The organism is Corynebacterium sp. HMSC14B06 (assembly GCF_001807075.1).
Lineage (GTDB): Bacteria > Actinomycetota > Actinomycetes > Mycobacteriales > Mycobacteriaceae > Corynebacterium > Corynebacterium jeikeium_D.
Genome location: NZ_KV787403.1, coordinates 1 through 24,784, shown reverse-complemented (window position 1 = coordinate 24,784; position 24,784 = coordinate 1). Strand labels below are relative to the sequence as shown.

Genomic DNA, 24,784 nt, shown 5'->3' with positions numbered 1-24,784 from the left:
CTGTGACAGCGAAGAGAAATAGGGGGATATCACGATGGATGAGTTTTCATTACTGCAGTACTTTTCCGACCAACCCGCGTCCGATGGCGGGGTGGAGGCGCGTTCGCCCGCTACGCCGTGTGGTTTGGAGGCAGCGACACCGATTGATGGGCAGTCTGCGGACGTTGGTGGCGCCGGGTTGGTCGTGGAGGTCGATGGGCAGCTCTACGACCTCGGCGACGACGAGGGGTCAATTACGCTTGCCGACGACTCCGGGTTGTCAATCTATTCGGATTTGGACGGTGACGGCGCGGTGGATCACGTGACGACGGTCCGTTTTGACGGTACTTGGGAGTCCTGGAGCAGCGATGATGTCAGGGCTGCTGACGCGATTGGCAAAGCGGCAGTGGAAGCGACACCAGCGGCGGGGAAGTGGGATGCGTACTCCTGGGAGCAATCGGCCCGGGGCAGCTGGAACTAACGACTTTGGGAACGCTGTGCACGGGGGTACCCGTGTCCCAGTTGCTTACAAATGGGGGTAACTGCAGTCAAAGGGTTAATGGTTGTGAATTTGTGCGGTAAGGCTGGCCTTATTCGCTGGTTATAGCCGTAAATGAACAGGTCGCAAGAATGGGACGGGGAAAATCTTTTGTTGTAAAGCCGTGATGTAACGGCTTTCAAAATGGGGGAGCGAGTCGATTGTCGATGTGGGGCCCGGCAACTTTCGGTATCCCCCGGTAGCCTTAAATCAAGACGCGAATCAATGAGTCAGGAGAACTGATGTCCGCACCTTCTATTCCTGGTCTCGAGGGCCAGGCCCCGACCGAGAACGCCGAACTGCTGCGCTGGATTGCTGAGGTCGCAGAACTGACCCAGCCAGACAAGGTTGTCTTTGCTGATGGCTCGGAAGAAGAGTGGAACCGCCTTACCCAGGACCTGGTTGATAAGGGAACTCTTATCAAGCTGAATGAGGAAAAGCGCCCGAACTCTTTCCTTGCCCGCTCTAACCCGAAGGACGTTGCTCGTGTGGAGTCCCGCACGTTCATCGCTTCTGAAAAGGAAGAGGACGCTGGCCCGACCAACAACTGGGAGGATCCGGTCGAGCTGAAGAAGGAAATGACCGAGCACTACCGCGGTTCCATGAAGGGCCGCACCATGTTCGTCGTTCCGTTCTGCATGGGTCCGATCACCGACCCGGAGCCGAAGCTGGGTGTTCAGCTGACCGACTCGGAGTACGTGGTTCTCTCTATGCGAATCATGACCCGCATGGGCCAGGATGCCCTGGACAAGATTGGCCCGGACGGAGACTTCGTCCACGCTCTGCACTCCGTTGGCGCTCCGCTGGAGGAGGGCCAGGAGGACGTTGCATGGCCGTGCAACGATGAGAAGTACATCACCCAGTTCCCGGAGACCAAGGAGATTTGGTCCTACGGTTCCGGCTACGGCGGAAACGCCATCCTGGCCAAGAAGTGCTACGCACTGCGTATCGCTTCGGTCATGGCCAAGGAAGAGGGCTGGATGGCTGAGCACATGCTCATCCTGAAGCTCACTAATCCGGAGGGCAAGGCCTACCACATCGCCGCTGCATTCCCGTCTGCATGTGGTAAGACCAACCTGGCTATGCTGACTCCGACCATCGAGGGCTGGAAGGCCGAGGTCGTCGGCGACGACATTGCATGGCTGAAGTTCGGTGAGGACGGTCGCCTGTACGCTGTTAACCCGGAGAACGGCTTCTTCGGTGTTGCACCGGGCACCAACTACTCCTCCAACCCGAACGCCATGAAGACCATGGAGGCCGGTAACACCCTGTTCACCAACGTCGCGCTGACCGACGATGGTGACGTCTGGTGGGAAGGCATGGAAGGCAAGCCGGAGCACCTCATTGACTGGAAGGGCAATGACTGGACTCCGGATTCCGACGAGCTGTCCTCGCACCCGAACTCCCGTTACTGCACCCCGATTTCGCAGTGCCCGGTCGCCGCACCGGAGTACGACGATCCGCAGGGTGTCCCGATCGACGCCATCCTGTTCGGTGGTCGCCGCCCGGACACTGTGCCGCTGGTGACCCAGGCACTGTCCTGGAACCACGCAACCTTCATCGGTGCAACCCTGGCTTCCGGCCAGACCGCTGCTTCCGCTGAGGCCAAGGTCGGTTCCCTGCGCCATGACCCGATGGCAATGCTGCCGTTCATTGGCTACAACGTCGGTGACTACCTGCAGCACTGGATTGACATGGGTGTCAAGGGCGGCGACAAGATGCCAGAGGTCTTCCTGGTCAACTGGTTCCGCCGCGGCGAAGACGGCCGCTTCCTGTGGCCGGGCTTCGGTGACAACTCTCGCGTTCTCAAGTGGATCATCGACCGCATTGAGGGCCGTGTTGGCGCCAAGGAGACCGTTGTTGGTCACACCGCTAAGGCAGAGGACCTGGACCTGACTGGCCTGGACATCGACTTTGAAGATGTCAAGGAAGCCCTGAAGGCACCGGCTGCTAAGTGGCAGGGTGACCTGCCGGACAACGAGGAGTGGCTGAAGTTCCTCGGCGACCGCGTTCCGCAGGAAGTCTGGGACGAGTTCGAGGCTCTGAAGGCTCGTATCGAGAAGAGCCTGCAGGACTAAGATCTTGCTAGCTAGCCTTGCTAAAAGCTAGAACATAGAACCACCCCCTTGTTGCCCGAAGTGGCTGGCAAGGGGGTGGTTTGTGCAGTACAACGATGAAGGGTGACACGCAATGCAATTAACGCTTTTCTCTGATTTGAGCCTGCGTGTCATCACTTTGATGGCGATGGGGGAGCCGGGACGGAAGTACACCGCTGCTGAGGTGGCGGAGTCTCTCAATGCGTCTCGCGCGCATGTTTCCAAGGTCGTCTCGCGACTTGTGGAGCTCGGCTTCTTGGAAGCGGTCAAGGGGCGCAATGGTGGCATCTATCTGCGAGATTCGGCTACGGAAAAATCCGTCGGCAAGCTGCTGCGCACTCTGGAAAACAACGAGGTCGTCGATTGTGTCGGCACTGACTGTCCATTGCTGCCGACGTGCCTGTTGCGTGGCAAGTTAGCGGCTGCACAGGAGGCGTTCTTCGCGGCACTCGATCCGGTGTTGATTGCTGATCTCATTCCCGCCAAGTCGGTTGATGGTGCGGATGGTGATACTTCCGAGGGAGGTAGCTTGTCTGAGGGGTCGAGGCTCAATATTCGTCCGGTTTAGGTGGTTTAGGCGTAGAACTGAAGGCCTAATCTCGATTTGAAAAGAGCTGAGAGTGGTGCTGTCGAAGCTTGTCTGTCAAGACTTTTGGCGGCGCCGTTTCTGCAGCTAAAAGCGGTTGATTCGCAACTGCAAAGACTAGTTTTGGCGCCAACAAACAATATTGCGCAAACAAAATGCGCAATATGGTGATAGTGTGAAGTCATGCCAAACCTGAATGTCAACAAGAACGGCCTGACTCCAGAGCAGGCCGAAGTCGTCACCCAAACCCTGCCCGTCGTCGGTGCCAACATCGAGAAAATCACGCCGAACTTCTACAACCGGATGTTCGCTGCTCACCCCGAACTCATTGCCGATACCTTCAACCGCGGCAACCAGAAGCAGGGGGCTCAGCAGAAGGCGCTGGCGGCATCCGTCGCTACCTTCGCAGCTACGCTGGTCGACCCAGACGCTCCTGCCCCGGAAGAACTGCTTTCCCGCATCGGCCACAAGCACATTTCCGTTGGCATCAAGCCGGAGCAGTACCCAATCGTGCACAAGCACCTCTTCGATGCCATCGAGGAAATCCTCACCCCAGAGGTCTTTCAGGGGGCTGTCCGCGACGCATGGGATGCCGTCTACCTGGAGATGCAGCGTGTTCTCATCGACTTCGAGAAGGGGCTCTATGACGACCTCGGCGTCGAAGCAGGTGATGTTTTCCGCGCCGCTCACGTCGTCTCTCGTGAAGAGCGCGGTGATGATGTCGCAGTATTCTCCGTCAAGCTTGACGACGAAACCCCCGTTTCCTACCTCCCGGGACAGTACATTTCCGTGCGTCAGACCATGCCGGACGGCGCCGGCCAGCTACGTCAATACTCTCTGGTCGGCGGCAAGGAAGGTGTTCTGACCTTCGCGGTTCGTCGTGTCGATGCCTCTGAGGACCTGCCGGCTGGCGAAGTTTCCACACAGCTGTGGGGAAAGGTGCAGCCGGGCGATGCCATCGAGATCTCTCTGCCGGCAGGTGACCTGGTGTTGGACACCAAATCAAACGACCCGGTGGTGCTTATTTCCGCAGGTATTGGTGCCACTCCCATGATCGGCATGTTGGATGCCCTGGTGGCTGGCGACTCTAAGCGAGATGTTGTCGTCCTCCACGCGGACCGTGCAGAAACCGCAGATGCCCTGCGCGCAGAGCGTGACAATGCTGTCGCCGCTCTGACCAATGCTCGCCAGCAGGTGTGGTACGAGCCGGATTTGATGAATCTGGCGGATGCGGAGCTGCCGGAGGGCGCTCAGTTCTACCTCTGTGGTGGCAACGGCTTCCTGCAGGCCATTCGCCAGCAGCTCGCCGATCGCGGTGTTGCTCGCGATAACGTTCACTTCGAGCTGTTCAGCCCGAACGATTGGCTGCTAGACGCTTAACGCCACAACCGCGCCGTCGCCATAAAAGTCGTCGTCACAAATAAAGCCAAATGACCAGCCGCGATATATGTCCGGGGCTGGTCATTTTGCAGTTTGTAGCATCGGCGGCTTCGTATTACTCGGCCAAGCCGGAAAGCTCCGCAACAACATCCGCCGCATATTGATTCGTGCACTGCGCAAACGCAATACCTGCCCACAAATTGAGATATTCAGGGTCACCGGCCTGATTCGCGGCACCACGGATTGGCGTGGTCAAGTAGTGCAATTGCGGATAAAGTTCCGGCGCGACCCTAGAAAACGCCCGGGTAAACGTGTTCTCAATTGCCCGCGCGGGCTTGCCGGAAAAGGCGTGGGTCAAAACGGTGTCGCGCTCCGTGAGCTCACGCAATGCCCGTCGGTGCGTCTCCTTCGTACCCGCCTCTGCGGTGGTGAGGAACCGTGTGCCAACTTGTACAGCTGTCGCCCCAGCACCCAAAAGCTTGACGACGTCCTCTCGGTTACCCACCCCACCAGCGGCGATGATGGGTGCATCGGTAACTGCACACGCCTCGGTGGCTGCTTGGGCGAGCTCTTCTACAGAGGCCCCAATGTTGTCGGACGAGTCCTTGCCCTTCACGAATGCGCGGTGTCCACCCGCAGCTAATCCCTGCAGAACAATGCGATCAGCGCCGGCTGCAGCCGCCGCCCGCACCCCCTCGATCGAGGTCGCATTCAGCACCACTTTGCGGCCAGATTCCTTTACCCGAGCAATGACCTCTTTATCTGGATAGCCAAAGGTGAAGGAGACGAACTCCAGCGCATCGGGGTTGGGCAGAAAATCATCAGCGAGAATTGCTTCGACTTTCGCCGAGAAGTAGTCATCTGACCAGGTCGGAGTGTCAGGCATGTCGGTGTCGAAGTGGGCAGCAGCCTGTGCTAAGTGGCCGCGAAACGCGGCCCACTGTGCAAGTTCTTCCTCTGAGGTTCCGGCACCGGCGACAGCCGTGTTCGGGCAGAAGAGGTTGATGCCGAATCCTTTGCCGTCGTCAAGCAGCGCGCACGTCTGCCGTGCCTGTTCAGTGAGCTTTTCAACAGTGAGATAGCCGGCGGCAAGCGTGCCAACCCCACCAGCATTGGAAACTGCAGCGACGAGTTCGGGCGTGGATGGACCTCCAGCCATCGGTGCCAAGATGATTGATGAGCGTCGTAGGTTTTCGGGTGATTGCGAGGTTGTGCTGCTCATAGGGCGAGAGTAACACTAAGGCCGGATTCCCCCATGTGGGAGAACCCGGCAAATGCCGACGAACGGCGTTGCGCAATAGACTCCGCGCTACCCGCTACCGCCTCAAGAACTACTTATTGTTCTCCGGTGGATCCAGCGGCATACCCTGGCCGGCGCGGTAGAACGGAATGTCCTGCGGTGCCAGCGGAGTCTTGCCGGCGATGAGGTCAGCGGCCTTTTCGGCAATCATCATGGTCGGTGCGTAGATATTGCCGTTGGTGATGCCCGGCATGACCGAAGCGTCAACCACGTAGAGGCCCTCGGTGCCGTGAACCTGCATGGTTTCCGGATCGACCACGGCCATCTCGTCGGAGGCCGGTCCCATCTTGCAGGTGCAGGATGGGTGCAGTGCGGTCTCGGCATCCTTGCGGACCCACTCGAGGATTTCCTCGTCGGTCTGCACGTCCGCACCCGGGGAAATCTCGCCGTCGGTGTACTCCTTCATTGCCGGGGTGTCCAGCAGCTTACGGGAGACCTTGACAGCCTCGACCCATTCACGGCGGTCCTGATCAGTGGACAGGTAGTTGAACAGAATCGACGGCTTGACCTTGATGTCCGAGGAGGTGATGTGGACATGGCCACGGGCATCCGAGTACATCGGGCCAACGTGGAACTGGAAACCGTGCGGGCTATCGATCTTCGTGCCGTCGTAACGCATGGCCAGCGGCAGGAAGTGGAACATCAGGTTCGGGTAGGGCTCGTTGTCGTTGGAGCGAGCGAAGCCGCCACCCTCAAAGTGCGACGTCGCCACCGGGCCCTTGTGGGTGAGCATCCACCACAGGCCAATGAACGGCCAACGCCACTTCTCCAGGTACGGCTGTGAAGACACCGGCTGGGTGGCGTTGTACTGAATGTAGACCTCCAGGTGGTCCTGCAGGTTCTCGCCGACGCCAGGCAGGTGCTTGACGACGTTCACTCCAGCAGCATTCAAGACCTTCTCATCGCCAATGCCGGAGACCTCGAGCAGCTGCGGAGAGTTGAAAGCGCCACCGCAGAGGATGACCTTGTCTGCTCGCACCTGACGTGTGCGACCCTTCCAGGTGTACTCCACGCCGACGGCCTTGGTGCCCTCGAAGAGAATGCGGGTGGCTTCTGCGCGGGTGCGAAGCTCCAGATTTGGACGCTGCAGAGCCGGGTGCAGGTATGCGCGGGAAGCGGAGAGGCGACGGCCCTTGTCGATGTTCGCGTCGAAGGGGCCGAAGCCCTCCTGGCGGTAGCCATTGACGTCCGGGGTGTAGTTGTAGCCTGCCTGCTGCACAGACTTAAAGAAAGCCTTGAACAGCGGAGAATCGGCCGGACCGCGCTTCATGCGCAGCGGACCGTCGTGGCCACGGCGCGGGTCATCCTTGTCGGAGCCCAGCGCATTTTCCATGCGCTTGAAGTAAGGCAGAACGTGGTTCCAGCCCCAGTTCTCCAGCCCCTTGGTGTCGCCCCACTTGTCGTAGTCCATGGGGTTACCGCGCTGGTAGATCTGGCCGTTGATGGAGGAGGAACCGCCGACGACCTTGCCGCGGGCGTGGTAGATACGGCGACCGTTCATCTCCGGTTCCGGCTCGGATTCGTACTTCCAGTCGTAGTACTTGTTACCGATTGGGAAGGAGAATGCCGAAGGCATGTGAATGTAGAGATCCCAGAGGGAGTCCATGCGGCCGGCCTCGAGTACGAGCACCTGCTGAGTGTGGTCTGCGGACAGCCGGTTAGCCAGCACAGAGCCAGCAGAGCCCGCACCAACGATGACGACGTCGCGGTGTTCGACTGTGGTGTTGCCATTCTTTTTACCGAAGTTGAAGACAGCCGGGAAAGCTCCCATGTTCTGGTGTACCTCCGTAGGTTGTGTACCGATGTGTATCGGAATGGTTTTCAAGGACTGCGATAAGCCTCAAGCGATATTTAAAGGCGGGGCCTATATATTGATAGTAGAATAAGTGGCCGGAGGCGTATCTCAAATCCTCTTCACATATATAGAATGGCATACAATTGGCATTCAATTCCAGTTGAAATGATTTTAAACGCCGTGAAAAATAGATAAAGATGCAGGTAATGGTGTTGATATTGGGGTTAAGGAATTCTTCTGAATCGATTCTAAGACTTGAGGGATTATTCAAACTAGGTATGCTGGGTTAGTTCCCGAATCTGAAGGATTTTCCTATGTCTGATACTCCGCCAACTGAGAAGGTAACGGAGGAAAAATCTGGATCGTCGCAAGAAATGCAGCGATCGCAGTCGGTCCCTCCACAACAAGCGCAAGCGAGTGTGACCTCTGAGCCTGAGGTCAACTGGCCTGTATTTATTATTTCAGGCGTTGGTATTCTCGCCATTGCCCTGTGGGCTATTTTTGCCCCGGACAATGCAGCGGACACCCTAGCCGGCATTGTCGCCTGGGTATCGAAGAACTTCGGTTGGTTCTATATCGTGACCGCGACGGTGGCAGTGCTCTTCATGCTCTACATCGCCATCTCGCGAACGGGGCAGATTAAGCTCGGCCCCGATCACGCCAAACCTCAGTTCGGCCTGTTTTCTTGGGCCTCTATGCTCTTTGCCGCAGGTATCGGCATTGACCTGCTCTTCTTCTCGGTAGCAGAGCCGGTGGCACAGTACTATGGCCCGCCGATCGGAGATGCGGAGACCATCGAAGCCGCGCGTCAGGCAGTGGTGTTCACGCTCTTCCACTATGGTGTGACCGGTTGGGCGCTCTACGCGCTGATGGGCATGGCATTCGGCTACTTCGCTTACCGCTTGAACATGCCACTGACCATTCGCTCGGCGCTCTACCCAATCATTGGCAAGCGCATCCACGGCCCCGCTGGTGAAGCGGTCGAAATCGCAGCGATGCTCGGTACCGTTTTCGGTGTCGCAACTTCGCTGGGTATCGGCGTCGTCCAGCTGAATTACGGCCTGCGCGTGCTGTTCGGGGTGGATGAGAGTACGTCCTGGCAGATCGCTCTGATCGTCGTGGCTGTATCGGTGGCTATCGCCTCCGCGGTTTCCGGTGTTGACAAGGGGATTCGCCGTCTCTCGGAGCTCAACGTTGGCCTGGCCATCTGCTTGATGCTCTACATCCTGGTCACTGGTCGCACGGCGTTCCTGTTTGACGCCCTGGTGATGAACGTCGGCGAGTACGTCTCCAAGTTCCCATCCATGACTATGGATACCTACGCGTTCTCCGGAGCGCAGGAATGGTTGAATTCCTGGACCCTGTTCTTCTGGGCTTGGTGGGTGGCCTGGGCACCGTTCGTCGGTTTGTTCCTGGCCCGTATTTCCCGTGGCCGTAGCCTGCGCCAGTTTGTCGTCGGCACGCTGACCATTCCATTCCTCTTCGTCCTGATGTGGGTGTCGGTGTTCGGTAACTCGGCGCTGGACCTGGTCATCAATGGCGATTCGGAGTTTGGCCAGACTGCACTGGATTACCCGGAGCGTGCCTTCTACCTGTTGCTGGAGCAGTACCCGGCGCCGATGATGGTGGCTGCAGTCGCATCTCTGATTGGCCTGTTGCTCTACATCACCTCGGCGGACTCGGCGGCACTGGTGATGAGTAACTTCACTTCGAAGATCACCGACACACAGCAGGACGGTAAGAAGTGGACCCGTATTTTCTGGGCTGTCGTGGTCGGTGTGCTGACCATCTCCATGCTCTATGTCGGTGGTATTCCGACGCTGCAGTCGGCAACGATTGTGATGGGTCTGCCGTTTGCCTTTGTCATCTATCTGGTGATGTATGGCCTGTTTAAGTCGCTGCGACTGGAGCTGTTGCAACAGGATTCGACACGTCGAGCCCTCCACGGGGCGATGTCGGGCCGCGCCGTGGATGGCCAACAGGGTGACTGGCGCAATCGACTTGCCCGCTCCATGTCCTTCCCGGGCAAGAAGCCAGTCATGCGCTACCTCGACCGAGTGGTGCAGCCCGCACTTGAACAGGTGGCAGATGCTATCAGGGAACGTGGCGGTGAAGTGACGCTGCACCGTGAACCAGCAGAAGAAGTCGGCATCGACCAGATTGACCTGCAGGTCGGATTCGGCGAGGAGATGAGCTTCCGCTACCAGGTCTATCCGGTTGAACACTTGACGCCGTCTTTTGCTGGCCTGGTACACCTGGACAGTGATGCTGATATTTACTACTACCGCCTCGAGGTCTTCACGCTTACCGGTTCGCTCGGCTACGACGTCTATGGCTACACCCAAGAGCAGCTGATTTCCGACGTCCTCGACCTCTACGAACGGCACTTGGAGTTTTTGCACATGCAGTCTGATCTCCCGGGCACCTCAGATCTGTCCGATAATGCCGAACCTGTCCGCGAATGGTCTGATGACTACGCCAAGGAGGATTCCTAAATGACCTTTAAGCCTTCAACTACTGATAAGGCCCTCGCACCCGAGACCGCCAAATCCCACGAAGGCGCGGCCACGCTGTTTATCGACCGCACCTGGTCCGCTGCAGCCGCTGGCAACACTCGCACTATCGAGTGCCCGGCCGATGGCTCTTTCATCGCCGAAGTTGCGGAAGCAGATGCGACCGACACCGAGCGCGCCATCGCCGCCGCCGACGCCGCTTTCCGACGTACCGGGGAAGGTTCCTGGGCATCCTGGAGCACAGCTGAGCGCAGCAAGTTGGTACTCGACATCGGTGCTGCCATCAGGCAGCGCAAGGACGAATTTGCCTGGGCAGAGGCCATGGATACCGGTAAGCGCCTGCCAGAGGCGGCAGCCGATATGGATGACATCATCGCCTGCTTTGAGTACTTCGGGAAGCTTGCAGGCAATGATGCCGGTCGTCTCGTGGATGCGGATGACCCGACCGTCGTCGCGCGCATTGTGCGTGAACCCGTCGGTGTCTGTGGCCTGATCACGCCGTGGAACTACCCACTGCTGCAGACCGCATGGAAGGTCGCACCGTGCCTGGCCACGGGCAATACCTTTGTGTTGAAGCCGGCGGAGCTGACTCCGCACACGGCTATCCTGCTCATGCACGTTATCGATGACCTGGGTGTTCCGGCGGGCGTTGCCAACCTCATCACCGGCGCTGGCGCCGAAGCGGGCGCACCGCTGTCCTCTCATCCGAAGGTGGACATGGTCTCCTTCACCGGTGGTCTTGCCACTGGCAAGATTATTGCTGGTGAAGCAGCCAAGTCCGTGAAGAAGGTCGCACTTGAGCTCGGCGGCAAGAACCCGAACATCATCTTCGCCGACGCTGACTACGAAGCTGCTTTGGACAATGCCCTCAATGCTGCGTTCCTGCATTCCGGTCAGGTCTGCTCGGCGGGCGCTCGTTTGATTGTGGAGGAGTCCATCGCCGAGAAGTTCGTCGACGATCTGGTTGAGCGCGCCGGGCACATCCAGCTCGGCGGTCCACTCGATGAGAAGGCCGAGACCGGTGCGCTGATTTCGAAGCAGCACCTGGATAAGGTCGCGGCATACGTCGATCGGGCGCGTGAGCAGGGCGCTCGCGTGCGCGTTGGCGGCGAGGTTGCCACCGGCGCCACCGCTGACGGTTCCGCCTCGCTTGCCGACGGCTACTTCTACCTCCCAACCGTGATTGACCAGGTCACCCGCGAAATGGACTGCGTTCACGACGAAGCCTTTGGCCCGGTGGTGACGGTGGAGACCTTCACCACGGTTGACGAGGCCATCGAGATTGGCAACGACACCGAATATGGCCTGGCCGGTGCGGTGTGGACATCCAACCGCGAGGTTTCTGAGCGCGTTTCCCGCGAGCTGCGTCACGGTACCGTCTGGATCAACGACTTTGGCCCCTACCTGCCACAGGCCGAGTGGGGTGGCTTTGGTCAGTCCGGTATTGGTCGCGAGCTGGGCCCGACCGGCCTGGAGGAGTACACCGAAGCCAAGCTGGTCTACGAGAACACAGCACCGGCTGTTACCGGTTGGTTTGAGGATCGTCGTTAAATAACTCGGCACAAGCCCGAGCAAAAATACGGGAAAACGACCCATCGGCCGTTATACTCACCGATTGAAAAAATCGACTCTGCGCACAACTGCGATAAAGGTTTGCAGTTGTGCGCATTTTGTTCTCTAAAGGACATCTGCCGTGAACGCTTCTACTAGCTCTGACATTGCCAGTTCTGCTGCTCCCCAGACCTTCACGCGGAGGCAGCATGCTATCGCCTGGGCGGTTCACGGGTTCACGCTGACCGGTTTGGTGTGGGCAACGCTGGCGGTAGTGGCGCTTCTCGACGGCAAGCCGGAATGGATGTGGCTCTGGCTGGGTATCGCGCTTGTCGTCGACGGTGTCGATGGCAACATGGCGCGTAAGCACCACATCAAGGAAGTCGTGCCCTGGTTTAACGGTGCGGTGGTGGACAATATTGTCGACTACCTCACGTGGACGGCCATTCCTGCAGCGTTCATGGTTATGTACCTGCCGCTGGGGCCACGTCCGCTGGCGATTTTCCTGGCCATCGTAGTGTTGGTCTCCTCGATGTTCTGTTATGCCAACGAAGCCGCCAAGTCTGGGGACTACTACTTTGTGGGCTTCCCGGCGGCGTGGAATATTGTGGCAGTCCTGCTATGGGTGTGGAATGCGCCGATGGCAGTGTGTATCGCCGCAATCGTTATCTTCAGCACAATGACGCTGGTACCGCTGCACTACACGCACCCGTTCCGCGTGCAACGCGGCAAGGTGGGCAGCATTGCTGCAACGTTTGTCTGGATTGTCACGACAGGCCTGCTTATCGCAATTGTGACGAAAGCGGCGTCGTTAAGCCTGACGGTGAGCCATGCGATGGTGGCCGTCAACGTTGCCGCCGGTGCGTGGCTGATTGTCGGTGGTGTGCGTCGCTCGTTTACCGGCCGGTAGCGGCGGGCAGTTGGTGCAGGATTGTGTGGATGAGGCGGTCGCGTAGCCAGCGGATGAATTCGACGGCGAAGGCGCCCACGATCATGGCGATGACGAATGCGGTGACCCACACGGGATAGTCGCGGCCGTTGAACCAGAAATAGACATACGGCGAGATAAAAGTCACCAGTGTGACCAGCAGTCCCAGCATTCGGCGCCAGAATGAGCTGCCGGTGAACATCTCCACAATTCCCCAGGTGTAGGGGATTGCCGTGATGATGTCGATAGTCCAGAGCACCCAGACATTGCCGTGGAAGCCGGGGACAAAAACTACTGGTAGCGCGCGCAGAGATGAGTAAATCAGCACCACCAGATACGCGAGCACCTTGGGGTTGTAGAGCAGCCGCCAGATCAGGTTGCGTTCAATGAGGTTCGCCCCGACTTTGCGCAGCGCATGCAGATTTTTGCTCTCCATCACCAATGTGTTGGTGCCTTCGAGCAGGTACGCCAGCAGTTTTTGCTGCTCATGCGTGCCATGTGCCCACGCGTGCACTAGCGCAGTCGGCGAGAGTGCAATGGGAACAAGCGGTTCGCCGCGGCGCTTCAGTGCGTCGGGAACCTCCAGGATGTCGTCGTTGAGCTTGTCGACGGCCAGTGCTGGGCCCACCACGTGCACCAGGTCATCACCGAGGATTGCGCGCACCTTGTCCACGTCGCTTTTGGGAAGCGAGCTGAGCCACAGTAGCTGCCTGGAAGACACTGCCATGCGAAGCGCGGTGCCCAGCGCCTCGGCGGCATCATCGATGGCGTAAAAGTCCTGTGTGTTGGTGTGGGCGAGTGAACGCAAGCTGTCGATTATTACGGCATTTTTGGCGTTGAGCTCGCTGAGTCGAGCGACGCCGGAGATTTCGACGACCTGCTCCGCGTCGATGGCGAATGTCCGGGTAAAAGGCAGATCGATTATGGAGCGCAGCACAAGGAATCGCTGTATCGGGGTCATCGCGAAACTTTTTACACTCACAACTTTCCACACTGCCACAAAGTGGAACTCGGAGTGGTGAATCCTTCCTGGGCGACAGTGTTATATACGGTTCGGTCTGTCTAGTGGGGGGGTGCGGTTATCCTGCAAAAACGCAATAAACTTGGACTTTTCTCTGCGTATAAAGTAGTTTCCTAAACACCAGATAGACAGGTCTGTCCACAAAACTTAGGAGAACTACTTTCATGCTCATCTCAGGACTAGCGCTGGGCGCCGTGCTCGGCTTTGTTATGCAGCGAGGACGTTTCTGCGTCACCGGTTTCCTGCGCGATATCTTCACTCAGCGCAGCTGGCGCGGCTTCGTCGCCTTGCTGATTGTTATTTCCGTCCACGCCATCGGCCTGGCCGCACTGACCAGCGCCGGCGTGATTACTCCCGAATACAACGAACTGGCACCGGTGGCCGTTATCGTCGGTGGCGTTATCTTCGGGCTGGGTATCGTCCTGGCCGGTGGCTGTGCCTCGGGTACCTGGTACCGCTCCGGTGAGGGCCTGATCGGCTCTTGGATCGCACTGGTCTTTTACGCCCTATCCGCTGCTGCTATGAAGACTGGCTTCCTGGGTGGCCTGCAGAATTCCCTGAAGGACCGCACCGTCGGCCTGACCAGCATTCATGCCTCTCTCGGCATTAGCATTTGGCCACTGGTCATCGCGCTGAGCGCCGTCACGGCATACTTCGCCGTCCGCTTCCTGCGCGAAGAATTCTCCGGCCCGCGCCCGGTAACTCTGGCGCCACGCAAGACCGGTCTCGCGCATATCCTGGCTGAGAAGCCCTGGCACGTGTACGCCACCGCCGCTATCGTCGGCGCGCTCGGCGTTCTGGCTTGGCCACTGTCCGCCGCCACCGGCCGCAACGATGGCCTCGGCATCACGACTCCGTCCTCCAACCTTGCCAACTACGTTGTCACTGGTGACACCGAGCGTTTCGACTGGGGCGTCCTCCTCGTCCTCGGCATCCTCGTTGGCTCCTTCATCGCAGCCAAGGCCTCTGGCGAATTCCGCCTCCGCGTCCCGGACGCCACCCAGGGCGCTCGCTCGGTCGTCGGCGGCATCTTCATGGGTGTCGGCGCTGCGTGGGCCGGCGGCTGCACCGTCGGCAACGGCATGGTCCAGACTTCGCTGTTCAGCTACCAGGGTTGGCTCGCACTGGCGTCCATCGCCGCAGGTGTCGCTATCGCCGCCAAGCTTTGGCTGAAGCCGTCCGCGCCTTCGCTTAACGACGTCCCGAGCGCCCCTTCCACCACCAACGACACGGCGGTATCGGCAACTGCTCCGGTCGCTTCGGCTGCTACTTCTCCTGTGTCCCTGCCGGGTAGCGACAGTGCCGGTGCCGCTGGTACCGAGGCCTCTCCGCTGGCCGGTTCCTTTGCTGTCGCTCCGGTGGCGTTGCTCGACCGGAGCGTCGTCAAGCAGGAAGACGGCAAGCTCAAGCCACTGGGCGATGGGCGATACGAGCTGGACACCGTCGGCGCGGTGTGCCCATTCCCGCTGATCGAGGCCAAGGATGCAATCAACAAGATTGAGGTCGGCGAGGAGCTGGTGATTCCATTCGACTGCACCCAGGCCACGGATGCGATTCCGCGCTGGGCTGCGAAGGATGGACACGAGGTCACCAACTTCGAGCAGACCGGTGAGGCCGGCTGGACGATTTCCGTCCGCCGAGGGCGATAAGTCCTGGTGGCGCTAGGGGAGCGTCGGTAGGGTGAGGGCATAGATTGATTGACATCAACAACAAAGGAGCTTGACCATGGCAAAGAATATCCGACCACTTAATGCGCTTGTAGCCGCAGGTGCCGCCAGCGTGCTTGCGCTGGCCGGTTGCTCCTCCGATGATTCGACTAATACCGAAGCAAGCAGCACTGTTAGCGAGACCAGCTCGTCGGCAACGGCAACCAGCTCTGAGGACACGGACGACATGGATGACATGGACGATGCCGATGACCACGGTGAGCACGGCGACCATGATGACGATGCAATGGCTGGCCATGATCACCCGGCCGATGGCGGTCCGGCTCCCGAGGGAATGGCTCCGGCTGACAACGCGAAGTTCCCGGTCGGCAGTGAAGTGAAGGTTCTGGCTGATCACATGCCGGGCATGAAGGGTGCAGAAGGCAAGGTTGTTGGTGTTTTCAACACCACCACGTACTCCGTGTCCTACACTCCGACCGATGGCAGTGAACCGGTGAAGGATCACCGTTGGGTTGTTCATGAGGAGCTGGAGAACCCAGGCGAGGCTCCGCTTGCCGACGGCTCCGAGATCACCATCAACGCTGAGCACATGGCGGGCATGAAGGGTGCCAAGGGCACTGTTGATTACTCCACCCAGGAGCCGGTCTACATGGTTGATATCGACGAAGATGGCATGACCATGAAGAACCACAAGTGGGTTACGGAGAGCGAGCTCGCACCGGAGGACTAACTAGTTAGGCTTAGTCAGCTACTTCTAGTCCGGTTGCTTCGGGCCGGTTGCTTCGGCCTAACTCAATCCATTAAAACCGGGTATCACGCAGGAAGCGTGGTGCCCGGTTTTTTATGCTTCGCGCCTATGCTCGTGTCCAAAAGCCTTCGGGTAGCGCGTGGTCCGACTGTGAGGGGCGGAGACGGCGGGGACGGGGCCGGGGCCGGCGAGGGCAGGGGCGGTCGGCCACTTGTCGATGAGCTATTCACCTGTCGATGCGCTATAGCGTGGCCATCAGTGAATAACGCATCGACAAGTGCTCAGGTAGACCCCACAACGTGCGCATAAGTGGCGGAAAACCATCGATAAGACAAGGGAAGACATCGACAGGTCACGGAAAACCATCGATAAGTCGGCAACACCAGTGCGCCTGCTCAGCCCACTCAGCCCCGAAGCTGGTATTAATTCGCCGCGTACCTGCATTGGCACTTTCTTAATCAGAAGTGCATTCGCGCATCTCTAAGCGCATAACCCCAGTTCAGTCGGGTGTTAAAAAAGCGTTAATAGGTGCCCGCCGCAGTAGGTATGGGTGTTTTATAACTGTCATGTTCGTAGACATTTTGCTTCTTCTACTCACCGTCGCGGCCTTCCTGCTACTGCAGGGCTGCGCAAAGGCGGTGAAGAAACTATGACGTGGGAATTGATCGGCGGCGCCATTTTAGGTTTGGCGGCATTGGGCTATGTCCTGGTCGCCCTGATTGATCCGGAGCGATTCTCGTGAGCAACGTCATTATGGGATTTGTCCCGGTAATCATCGTGATGGCCGCACTGGCCATCCTTTACATCCCGCTCGGCAATTACATGGGGCGGGTATTCACCACTGATAAGCACTTGGGTGTTGAGCGCGGTTTCTACCGCGCCATCGGTGTGCGCCCAGAGGCCAACCAGCACTGGACAAAGTACACCGCCAGTGTGTTGAGCTTCTCCGCTGTCAGCGTCATCTTCGTCTACCTGCTGCAGCGAATGCAGCAGTGGCTACCGCTCAACCACGGCAAGGGCCCAGTCTCCCCGGACCAGGCGTGGAACACCGCGGTGTCGTTTACCACCAACACCAACTGGCAGTCCTACTCCGGTGAAGAAGCCATGACAGTGCTAACCCAGATGGCTGGCCTGGCAGTTCAGAACTTCGTCTCCGCCGCAGTCGGTATTGCAGTGGCGGTGGCGCTGGTTCGAGGCCTGGCCAACCGTCACGGTGACGGCAACATCGGCAACTTCTGGGTAGATCTGACTCGTACCGTCCTGCGAGTGCTGCTGCCCATCGCCGCTATTGGTGCAATTCTGCTGATTTCGCAGGGTGCCATCCAGAATTTCTCGGCCCCACAGACTATCCAGACTGTCACCGGCGGCAGCCAGACTATCCCGGGCGGTGCCGTGGCATCGCAGGAGGTCATCAAGGAATTGGGCACCAACGGCGGTGGCTACTTCAACGCCAACTCCGCGCATCCATTTGAAAACCCGAATGCGTGGACCAACATGCTGGAAATCTTCCTTATCCTGTTGATTCCGGTCTCGTTGACCAGGGCATTCGGTGTCATCATCGGTGACAAGCGTCAGGGCTGGGCAATTCTGTCCACCATGGCGGTGCTCTACTTCATCTCTCTGGCTGTCGTTATGTCCAGCGAGACTGCGCTGCAGACCTTCCAAGGTGGCGGCATGGAGGGCAAGGAAATGCGCTTTGGCGTGCTGCCGAGTTCCTTCTTTGCGGTGACCACCACCATGACGTCGACAGGCGCGGTGGACAGCTTCCACTCCAGCTACTCGCCACTGGCAGGCGGCATGCTCATGCTGAACATGCTGCTGGGTGAGATTAGCCCTGGCGGTGTGGGCTCCGGTCTCTACGGCATGCTCATCATCGCCATCCTGACCGTGTTCATCGCCGGCCTGATGGTTGGCCGTACGCCGGAATACCTGGGCAAGCGCATTGGTGTTTCGGAAATTACCAAGGTCTGCCTCTACATCCTGGTCATGCCAGTGCTGGTGCTGGCAGGTGTCGGTATCTCCACCATGCTGCCGTCGACGCTGGACTCCGTGTCCGCTGATGGACCGCACGGTTTCTCCGACCTGATTTATGCCTTCACCAGTGCGTCCAACAACAATGGTTCGGCATTCGCGGGCTTCGGTGCCGATACCCCGTGGTTCAACATGAGCCTCGGTTTCGCCATGCTGTTTGGTCGCTTTCTTCCAATTGTCATGGTGCTGGGTCTGGCTGGTGACTTCGCCAAGCAGCGACCAGCCGCCGAGACCGCTGGCACCCTGCCAACTCACCGACCGCAGTTTGTCGGCCTGACCGTTGCCATCGCAATCATCGTCAGCGCCCTGACCTTCCTACCAACCCTCGTCCTTGGCCCGCTGACGGAGGCCCTGTCATGAGCAAGAATTCCAACGCATCTTCCGCATTTTCTCCCAGCGCACTGAAAGCGGCTCTGCCGCTGGCGCTGAGCAAGATGAACCCGCGCCAGCTCATCGCCACCCCTGTGATGTTCCTGGTCGAAGTCGGTGCCGCATTTACGCTGGTCCTGGCCATTGCGCACCCGTCGCTGTTCAGTATTTCCATCACAGTGTGGCTGTGGTTGACGGTACTTTTTGCAACGCTGGCGGAAGCCGTCGCTGAGGGCCGCGGCAAGGCACAGGCGGAATCGCTGCGCGCTTCGCGCACCACCTCTGATGCCTTCAAGCTCAACAACGGTGCCAACGCCGCTGCAGCACTGGAGAACCCAGCCGCGCAGACCACCAAGGTCGCGGCCACGGATCTGGTTCCGGGCGACATCGTCATCGTCTCCGCCGGCGAGCCGATTCCCGCCGATGGTGACGTGATCGTCGGCGCTGCCAGTGTCGATGAGTCCGCCATTACCGGTGAGTCCGCGCCGGTCATCCGCGAGGCCGGCGGTGATCGCTGCGCGGTCACCGGTGGTACGCGCGTGCTTTCCGACGCCATCGCCATCGAGGTCACCACCATGCCCGGTGAGAGCTTCATGGATCGCATGATCGGTCTGGTCGAAGGCGCACAGCGCAAAAAGACCCCGAACGAGTTGGCACTTGGTTCCCTGCTGCACGTGTTGACCCTGATCTTCCTCATGGTCGTCATTGCACTTGCACCAATGGCTGTCTTCAACGGCGCTGAGCAGGACCCATTGGTCCTGGTCGCACTGCTGATCTGCCTGATCCCGACCACTATCGGCGCGCTGCTATCCGCTATTGGTATCGCCGGTATGGACCGTTTAGTGCAGCACAATGTGTTGGCCATGTCTGGCCGTGCGGTTGAGGCCGCTGGTGACGTCGCCACGCTGCTGCTAGACAAGACCGGCACCATCACCTTCGGTAACCGTCAGGCTGCGGAGTTCTCCGAGGTCGGCGACACCACGCACGCTGAATTGGTACACGCCTGCCAGCTTTCTTCGCTTGCCGACGAAACCCCCGAGGGCCGCTCCATTGTCGAGCTCGCGGAAACCGAATCGAATGAACGCATCGACGAATCCGTCTATGCCAATGCGACCTTCATTCCCTTTACCGCTCAGACTCGTATGAGTGGTATCGAGTTCCCCGCTACCGGCGGCGAGAAGAACCGCAAGGTAGTCAAGGGTGCCGCAACGGAGATTGTGAAGCTGATGAAGTGCATCGGTGCCACCGTGCCGCCCGAAGTCGATGGCATTGTCCAGCGCATTTCAGAAGCGGGTGGTACCGCGCTGGTGGTCGCCGAGGTATTTGGCGGCGACGAAGTAACCAGCGGTGAGTCCGGACGAGTGCTGGGTGTTATTTATCTCAAGGACGTCGTTAAGCCTGGCATGCGTGAGCGTTTTGATCAGCTGCGTGAAATGGGCATTCGTACCGTCATGATCACGGGCGACAATGCGGTGACCGCGCATGCGATTGCGAAGGAGGCCGGTGTCGACGATGTGCTCGCTGAGGCCACCCCGGAGCAGAAGCTAGAGTTGATCCGCAAGGAGCAGTCGAAGGGACGCCTGGTCGCCATGACCGGTGACGGCACCAACGATGCACCGGCATTGGCGCAGGCAGATGTGGGCGTGGCAATGAACACTGGTACGTCGGCGGCGAAGGAAGCGGCCAACATGGTGGACCTGGATTCGGACCCGACCAAGCTCATTGACGTGGTGGGAATTGGCAAGCAGTTGTTGATTACCCGCGGTGCGCTGACCACCTTCTCCATTGCCAATGACGTGGCGAAGTACTTCGCCATCATTCCAGCCATGTTCGTCACGGTGCTGCCTGGCCTGGACAAGCTCAACATCATGAACCTGCACTCGCCGGAAAGCGCCATCCTGTCTGCGGTGATCTTCAACGCGCTCGTGATTGTCGCCTTGATTCCACTGGCTCTCAAGGGCGTGAAGTACCGCGCTGGTTCCGCAGCATCGCTGCTGAGCCGCAATCTGCTCATCTTCGGTGTCGGTGGCATCATCGCACCGTTTATCGGCATCAAAATTATTGACCTCCTGCTCTCTGGAGTGTTCGGGATGTAAGTGCCTTGGCCTCGCGCCGAAAGGCGCAGCCGGCACACAGCACTTGGCATCTCGCAACATGTGAAAAGAATCGAGAAGGACATGAACAAGAACTTTCGGTTGGTATCCACCACAATCAAGGCATACTTGCTGCTCACCGTGGTTATCGGCCTGCTGTACCCAGCCGCAATCTGGGTAGTGGGGCGAATCTGGTCCGATAACGCTGATGGCTCGATGATGTATGACTCCGCAGGCAAGGCCCAGGGCTCGGAGCTCATTGCCCAAGAAGTGACAAAGCCGGGATTTTTCTACCCGCGCCCGTCTGCTGCGGGGGATAATGGCTACGACGCGATGTCGTCTTCGGCATCGAACGTGTCGCCGTATAGCAAGGAGTTCCAGGCTGAAATCGAACAGCGCCGCACCGATGTCGCTGCCCGCGAGGGCATCGACCCGGCCCAGGTACCGGTGGAGGCAGTCACCGCCTCCGGTTCCGGTCTGGATCCGCATATCTCCGAGAAGTACGCACAGCTGCAAGCACCGCGTGTGGCTAAGGAACGCAACCTGCCACAGGCAGAGGTTGAGCGTTTAATCTCGGAAAATAGTGAGAAAGCAATCACGGAACAGGGCTCGCAGGAAGGTGGGCAACTGGTCAACGTCGTAAAGCTCAACGCCGCGCTGGCAAACGGACAGTGAGCATCCTGCGATTGGGCAAGGTATGGCAAGTAAAGGTCTGTAAGAAATGGCCAAGCGAGGAAAACTGAAGGTCTACCTGGGGTTTGCCCCGGGTGTGGGGAAGACGTGCGCCATGCTCAATGAAGGCCACGATCTGTATTCCCGTGGGCACGAGGTGGTCGTTGGCCTGGTGGAACACCATGGGCGTGAGCGCACGAAGAAGCTCATCGAAGGCCTGCCGGTGCTGGATTGTCGTGAAGTGAGCTACCACGGCAATACCTACCGTGAGCTCGACGTGGACGCGATTATCGCGGCGCGCCCTGAGGTCGCTCTTGTCGATGAGCTCGCGCACACCGTCGTCACCGAGGAACCGGGCAACGAATTCGTTCAGCAACGCAAGCGCTGGCACGACGTTTACCAGCTTCTCGACGAAGGCATCGATGTCATCTCGACGATGAACATCCAGCATTTGGAATCGCTTAACGACGTCGTTGCGGCCGTCACCGGCGTGCGCCAGATGGAGACGGTACCCGACCGTGTCCTGCGCGATGCGGACGAGATTGAGCTCATCGACTTGAGCCCGGACGCCCTGCGCATCCGCCTGTCTCGCGGTGAGATTTACCAAAAGGAGCAGGCGGAGCTGGCGCTGCGCAAGTACTTCCGCCCGGGCAACCTCAGCGCCCTGCGTGAGCTGGCTCTTTTGTGGCTGGCTGACAAGGTCGAGGAGGTCCTGGACGCTTACCGCGAAGACGAGGAGATCGACGACCACTGGACCACGCGTGAGCGCGTCGTGGTGGCCGTGCGCGATGATGAGAACGCGGAGTCAATGATTCGCCGCGGTGCCCGCATGACCGGGCGCGTGGCCGGCCGCGAGATGATTGTCGTGCACATTACCGGCGAGGACGACGGCCTTGACCGCGGATATTTGCGTCGGCTGCGCAAGCTGCAGGATCTCACCGAATCGCTCGGTGGGCAGTGGCGCACCATCGTCGGTGATGACGTGCCGGGAATTCTGCTGGAATTCTCCCGCACTGTCAATGCATCGCAGCTGGTCATCGGCTCGGAGCGAGGACTGCGGCGCTATGTGGGGTTGAGTACATCGCAGAGGATTATTGACCAGTCCGGGCCGATTGACGTGCACATTATCTCCAGCTCATCGGAGAAAAAGGCTAAGCGCCGCAAGAAACTGCGCTCTCGCTTTTCCAAGGAGCGACGTATCACCGGTTGGCTGCTGGCACTGGTGGGGCCAGTGCTACTGACGTTGCTGCTCTACCAGCTGGACACCGGCCCGGAGTTCCTGGGCGTACTGCTGCTGACCTACCTGATGCCGGTAGTCTTCGCCGCTATGGCGGCAGGATTGGTGCCGGCGCTGGCGGCAGTGGTTGTCTCCTCAATTCTGGCAAACTGGTACTTCACCGCTCCGGTGAACACCCTGACTATCACCGAGCCGGCCAGCTTGGCGCAAATCCTGCTCTTCGGTGTGATTGCGGCGGCTGTGGCGACGGTGGTGGAACGTTCCGAGCGCCGCCGCGAGATGGCGGACAGGAGTCTGCATCAGGCAGTCGTAATGTCCGAGTTGGCACACGGTGTCGTCCACGGTGGCGACAACATGTCCAACCTGGTCCACAGCTTGGCGGATACGTTCTCGATGGAGCGCGTGGACGTGCAGCGTTACTCCTCAGAGCGCAAGAAGTGGCTTCCGATCGTCACCACCGCCGAGCACGGTCTATCCGAGCCCTGGCCCTCCGAGCTACCGATGACTAAGGTCAGCTCCGGCGATGACCTGCGCTTTGTGCTCAGTGGCCGTGAACTCACCGCCGCTGAGACTGCCATGATTGCGGCTCACGGTTCCCGCATCCGTGCGCTCATGGACATGGAGGAGATTGCCGCGATGCGCCGCGCCACCGCTGCCCTCGAGGCGGGCAACCGCGTGGGCAGCGCGGTGCTGACCGCCGTTTCACACGACCTGCGCACACCGCTGGCCAGCATCAAGGCTGCGATCTCCAGCATGAACATGGAGGACGTCGAGCTTGACGACGAAACGCGTCTCATCCTCATGGAGACAATCGAGAGTTCCGCTGACCGCCTAGAGGTGGTCATTGGCAACCTACTCGATGCCAGCCGCATCGACTCCAGCACCAAGCGGGTGGAAAGTGTGCCGGTTAGCGTCTCCGATGTTGTGGACGCGGTATGTGCGGAGCTGCCGGAAGCCGCAGGTCACATCGACCGCGATATTGACCATGACGCCTGCATGGTGGAAGGCGATCCGGGGCTTATCCAGCGCATTGTTTCCAACATCGTCATCAACGGTCGTCAGTACGCACCGGAGTCGAGCCTGACCATTCGTACGCGGCCCAGCGAGCGCGGTGTGCGCGGTCCCGCCGACATGCCGGTTATGGGCTCGCTGGGTGCTATCGCTGCGAGCGCATGCATAGACATTTTGATCATTGACCACGGTAAGGGCATCCCGGAGGATAAGTTGGAGGAGATTTTTCAACCGTTCCAACGCCTTGGCGACTACTCGGCACAATCTCAGGGCCTTGGTCTGGGACTTGCCGCCGCCTCGCGTTTTGCCGACGCCATGGGAGGCGCCATCCGCGCCGAACAGACACCCGGCGGCGGTGCTACCTTCGTGCTGACGTTGCCGCGTGCAATGGGCGAGAGAAAGTAGGATTCCATGAATCTCAGTTCAGGACAACCCGCTGGTCAGGCTGGCAACAAACCCGGGCGAAAGATACTCATCGTCGAGGATGATGTCGCCATGGCCCGCACTGTGCTTGTCAGTTTAAAAGCCCGCGGTTACGAGCCACGTGTCGCACAAACGGCGACGCGGGCGTTAGCCGCGGTCAGCGAGTGGAAGCCCGACGCCGTTCTCCTGGATCTGGGCTTGCCCGATGTCAGTGGCCTGGAAGTTCTGCGTTCTTTGCGCAGGTGGAGCGATATTCCAGTGCTGATTGTCTCCGCGCGTCACGACGAGGCGGGGAAAATCAACGCCCTCAATGAAGGGGCCGATGACTACGTCACCAAGCCTTTCTCGATGGGGGAGTTGTTGGCTCGGCTGCGTTCAACCATGCGGCGTGCCAGCAAAGTAGTGGTCGAAGAGGGCCGAAGGTGACCTCCGCAGATGGTCATCTAATGGTTGACCTGGCCAAACGGCAAGTTCTCGTGGCGGACGAGCTCGTGCATCTGACCCCGCGCGAGTGGGACATCCTGGTCTACCTGGTGCAGCATCGTGGCGAACTGGTGACCAAACTGGAGCTTCTCAAGGCCGTCTGGGGTGACCAGTACGAAAAAGAGACCAACTACCTGCGCGTTTACATCTCCCAGCTGCGCCACAAGATTGAGCCTCAGCAGGCTCACAACAAGTACTTACGCACTGAGGTGGGGGTCGGTTATCGCATGGTGCTGGACGAGGAGTAGCAGCCGGCTGCTTGCCCGTCCTTGCTTGCCCGCCTGCACGTTCCCGCCCGCCCAGTTCCCGACCCGGCTCCGTCTCCCTCCCTGCGACTTCACGACACCTATGTCACCTCATGCC

17 protein-coding genes and 1 pseudogene are annotated in these 24,784 nt (G+C 59.3%); 15 read left to right on the top strand and 3 right to left on the bottom strand.

Going from position 1 to position 24,784, the window contains the following annotated elements:
• Positions 1–34: 34 nt before the first annotated feature.
• The 4 genes from HMPREF3130_RS10155 to HMPREF3130_RS10140 all read left to right on the top strand — a co-directional run bounded on the left by HMPREF3130_RS10155 (position 35) and on the right by HMPREF3130_RS10140 (position 4,579).
• Positions 35–460 carry a DUF6802 family protein gene (locus HMPREF3130_RS10155; protein WP_070429903.1) on the top strand — a complete coding sequence of 142 codons (426 nt, stop codon included), beginning with the start codon at positions 35–37 and terminating at the stop codon, positions 458–460.
• A 299-nt stretch (positions 461–759) separates the two neighbouring features.
• Complete coding sequence (locus HMPREF3130_RS10150; RefSeq protein WP_070429902.1) at positions 760–2,595, top strand: phosphoenolpyruvate carboxykinase (GTP); 1,836 nt, start codon at positions 760–762, stop codon at positions 2,593–2,595.
• 112 nt (positions 2,596–2,707) lie between these two features.
• On the top strand, positions 2,708–3,181 hold the full coding sequence (locus HMPREF3130_RS10145) for an Rrf2 family transcriptional regulator (RefSeq protein WP_016421628.1): 474 nt from the start codon (positions 2,708–2,710) through the stop codon (positions 3,179–3,181).
• A 201-nt stretch (positions 3,182–3,382) separates the two neighbouring features.
• Positions 3,383–4,579: a globin domain-containing protein gene (locus HMPREF3130_RS10140; RefSeq protein WP_070429901.1), complete on the top strand. Its 1,197-nt coding sequence runs from the start codon at positions 3,383–3,385 to the stop codon at positions 4,577–4,579.
• 115 nt (positions 4,580–4,694) lie between these two features.
• Here HMPREF3130_RS10140 and HMPREF3130_RS10135 read toward each other — a convergent pair whose 3' ends face one another.
• Together HMPREF3130_RS10135 and betA are read right to left on the bottom strand one after the other, a co-directional pair.
• A complete protein-coding gene (locus HMPREF3130_RS10135; RefSeq protein ID WP_070429900.1) occupies positions 4,695–5,801 on the bottom strand; it encodes an NAD(P)H-dependent flavin oxidoreductase in 1,107 nt (368 codons plus the stop codon).
• 109 nt (positions 5,802–5,910) lie between these two features.
• Entirely contained in the window at positions 5,911–7,650 is a 1,740-nt protein-coding gene (gene betA, locus HMPREF3130_RS10130; RefSeq protein ID WP_070429899.1) for a choline dehydrogenase, read from the bottom strand.
• A gap of 338 nt (positions 7,651–7,988) precedes the next feature.
• Here betA and betT point away from each other — a divergent pair, with 338 nt between their 5' ends.
• The 3 genes from betT (at position 7,989) to HMPREF3130_RS10115 (ending at position 12,648) form a co-directional block, all read left to right on the top strand.
• On the top strand, positions 7,989–10,169 hold the full coding sequence (gene betT, locus HMPREF3130_RS10125; RefSeq protein ID WP_070429898.1) for a choline BCCT transporter BetT: 2,181 nt from the start codon (positions 7,989–7,991) through the stop codon (positions 10,167–10,169).
• The gene (locus tag HMPREF3130_RS10120) at positions 10,170–11,738 is read left to right on the top strand and encodes an aldehyde dehydrogenase family protein (RefSeq protein WP_070429897.1); all 1,569 of its coding nucleotides are present in this window, start codon (positions 10,170–10,172) and stop codon (positions 11,736–11,738) included.
• Positions 11,739–11,880: 142 nt separating this feature from the next.
• On the top strand, positions 11,881–12,648 hold the full coding sequence (locus tag HMPREF3130_RS10115) for a CDP-alcohol phosphatidyltransferase family protein (protein ID WP_070429896.1): 768 nt from the start codon (positions 11,881–11,883) through the stop codon (positions 12,646–12,648).
• Here the strand turns inward: HMPREF3130_RS10115 and HMPREF3130_RS10110 are convergent.
• Complete coding sequence (locus HMPREF3130_RS10110; RefSeq protein WP_070429895.1) at positions 12,635–13,627, bottom strand: hypothetical protein; 993 nt, start codon at positions 13,625–13,627, stop codon at positions 12,635–12,637. The genes HMPREF3130_RS10115 and HMPREF3130_RS10110 overlap by 14 nt on opposite strands.
• 224 nt (positions 13,628–13,851) lie before the next feature.
• On the opposite strand from HMPREF3130_RS10110, the gene HMPREF3130_RS10105 reads away from it, so the two are divergent.
• The 8 genes and pseudogenes from HMPREF3130_RS10105 (at position 13,852) to HMPREF3130_RS10070 (ending at position 24,669) form a co-directional block, all read left to right on the top strand.
• A complete protein-coding gene (locus tag HMPREF3130_RS10105) occupies positions 13,852–15,336 on the top strand; it encodes a YeeE/YedE thiosulfate transporter family protein (RefSeq protein WP_070429894.1) in 1,485 nt (494 codons plus the stop codon).
• 76 nt (positions 15,337–15,412) lie between these two features.
• Entirely contained in the window at positions 15,413–16,084 is a 672-nt protein-coding gene (locus HMPREF3130_RS10100) for a YdhK family protein (protein WP_083276385.1), read from the top strand.
• 667 nt (positions 16,085–16,751) lie between these two features.
• On the top strand, positions 16,752–16,844 hold the full coding sequence (locus HMPREF3130_RS10095; protein WP_048734304.1) for a potassium-transporting ATPase subunit F: 93 nt from the start codon (positions 16,752–16,754) through the stop codon (positions 16,842–16,844).
• A gap of 11 nt (positions 16,845–16,855) precedes the next feature.
• Complete coding sequence (gene kdpA, locus HMPREF3130_RS10090; protein WP_206539818.1) at positions 16,856–18,493, top strand: potassium-transporting ATPase subunit KdpA; 1,638 nt, start codon at positions 16,856–16,858, stop codon at positions 18,491–18,493.
• Entirely contained in the window at positions 18,490–20,598 is a 2,109-nt protein-coding gene (gene kdpB, locus HMPREF3130_RS10085; protein ID WP_070429893.1) for a potassium-transporting ATPase subunit KdpB, read from the top strand. Before kdpA ends, kdpB begins: the two co-directional genes overlap by 4 nt.
• Before the next feature lie 81 nt (positions 20,599–20,679).
• Positions 20,680–21,270, top strand: coding sequence for a K(+)-transporting ATPase subunit C (gene kdpC, locus HMPREF3130_RS10080; RefSeq protein ID WP_070429892.1), 591 nt, complete (start codon positions 20,680–20,682; stop codon positions 21,268–21,270).
• 46 nt (positions 21,271–21,316) lie between these two features.
• Positions 21,317–23,920, top strand: coding sequence for a sensor histidine kinase (locus HMPREF3130_RS10075; protein ID WP_070429891.1), 2,604 nt, complete (start codon positions 21,317–21,319; stop codon positions 23,918–23,920).
• Positions 23,921–23,926: 6 nt separating this feature from the next.
• Positions 23,927–24,669, top strand: a pseudogene (locus HMPREF3130_RS10070) (response regulator transcription factor).
• Positions 24,670–24,784: the final 115 nt, after the last annotated feature.

Bases quoted from the DNA above. Each gene is read 5' to 3' on its own strand.
- HMPREF3130_RS10155 (WP_070429903.1), top strand. From the start codon at position 35: ATGGATGAGTTTTCATTACTGCAGTACTTTTCCGACCAACCCGCGTCC.
- HMPREF3130_RS10150 (WP_070429902.1), top strand. From the start codon at position 760: ATGTCCGCACCTTCTATTCCTGGTCTCGAGGGCCAGGCCCCGACCGAG.
- HMPREF3130_RS10145 (WP_016421628.1), top strand. From the start codon at position 2,708: ATGCAATTAACGCTTTTCTCTGATTTGAGCCTGCGTGTCATCACTTTG.
- HMPREF3130_RS10140 (WP_070429901.1), top strand. From the start codon at position 3,383: ATGCCAAACCTGAATGTCAACAAGAACGGCCTGACTCCAGAGCAGGCC.
- HMPREF3130_RS10135 (WP_070429900.1), bottom strand. From the start codon at position 5,801: ATGAGCAGCACAACCTCGCAATCACCCGAAAACCTACGACGCTCATCA.
- betA (WP_070429899.1), bottom strand. From the start codon at position 7,650: ATGGGAGCTTTCCCGGCTGTCTTCAACTTCGGTAAAAAGAATGGCAAC.
- betT (WP_070429898.1), top strand. From the start codon at position 7,989: ATGTCTGATACTCCGCCAACTGAGAAGGTAACGGAGGAAAAATCTGGA.
- HMPREF3130_RS10120 (WP_070429897.1), top strand. From the start codon at position 10,170: ATGACCTTTAAGCCTTCAACTACTGATAAGGCCCTCGCACCCGAGACC.
- HMPREF3130_RS10110 (WP_070429895.1), bottom strand. From the start codon at position 13,627: ATGACCCCGATACAGCGATTCCTTGTGCTGCGCTCCATAATCGATCTG.
- HMPREF3130_RS10105 (WP_070429894.1), top strand. From the start codon at position 13,852: ATGCTCATCTCAGGACTAGCGCTGGGCGCCGTGCTCGGCTTTGTTATG.
- HMPREF3130_RS10100 (WP_083276385.1), top strand. From the start codon at position 15,413: ATGGCAAAGAATATCCGACCACTTAATGCGCTTGTAGCCGCAGGTGCC.
- HMPREF3130_RS10095 (WP_048734304.1), top strand. From the start codon at position 16,752: ATGACGTGGGAATTGATCGGCGGCGCCATTTTAGGTTTGGCGGCATTG.
- kdpA (WP_206539818.1), top strand. From the start codon at position 16,856: ATGGGATTTGTCCCGGTAATCATCGTGATGGCCGCACTGGCCATCCTT.
- kdpB (WP_070429893.1), top strand. From the start codon at position 18,490: ATGAGCAAGAATTCCAACGCATCTTCCGCATTTTCTCCCAGCGCACTG.
- kdpC (WP_070429892.1), top strand. From the start codon at position 20,680: ATGAACAAGAACTTTCGGTTGGTATCCACCACAATCAAGGCATACTTG.
- HMPREF3130_RS10075 (WP_070429891.1), top strand. From the start codon at position 21,317: ATGGCCAAGCGAGGAAAACTGAAGGTCTACCTGGGGTTTGCCCCGGGT.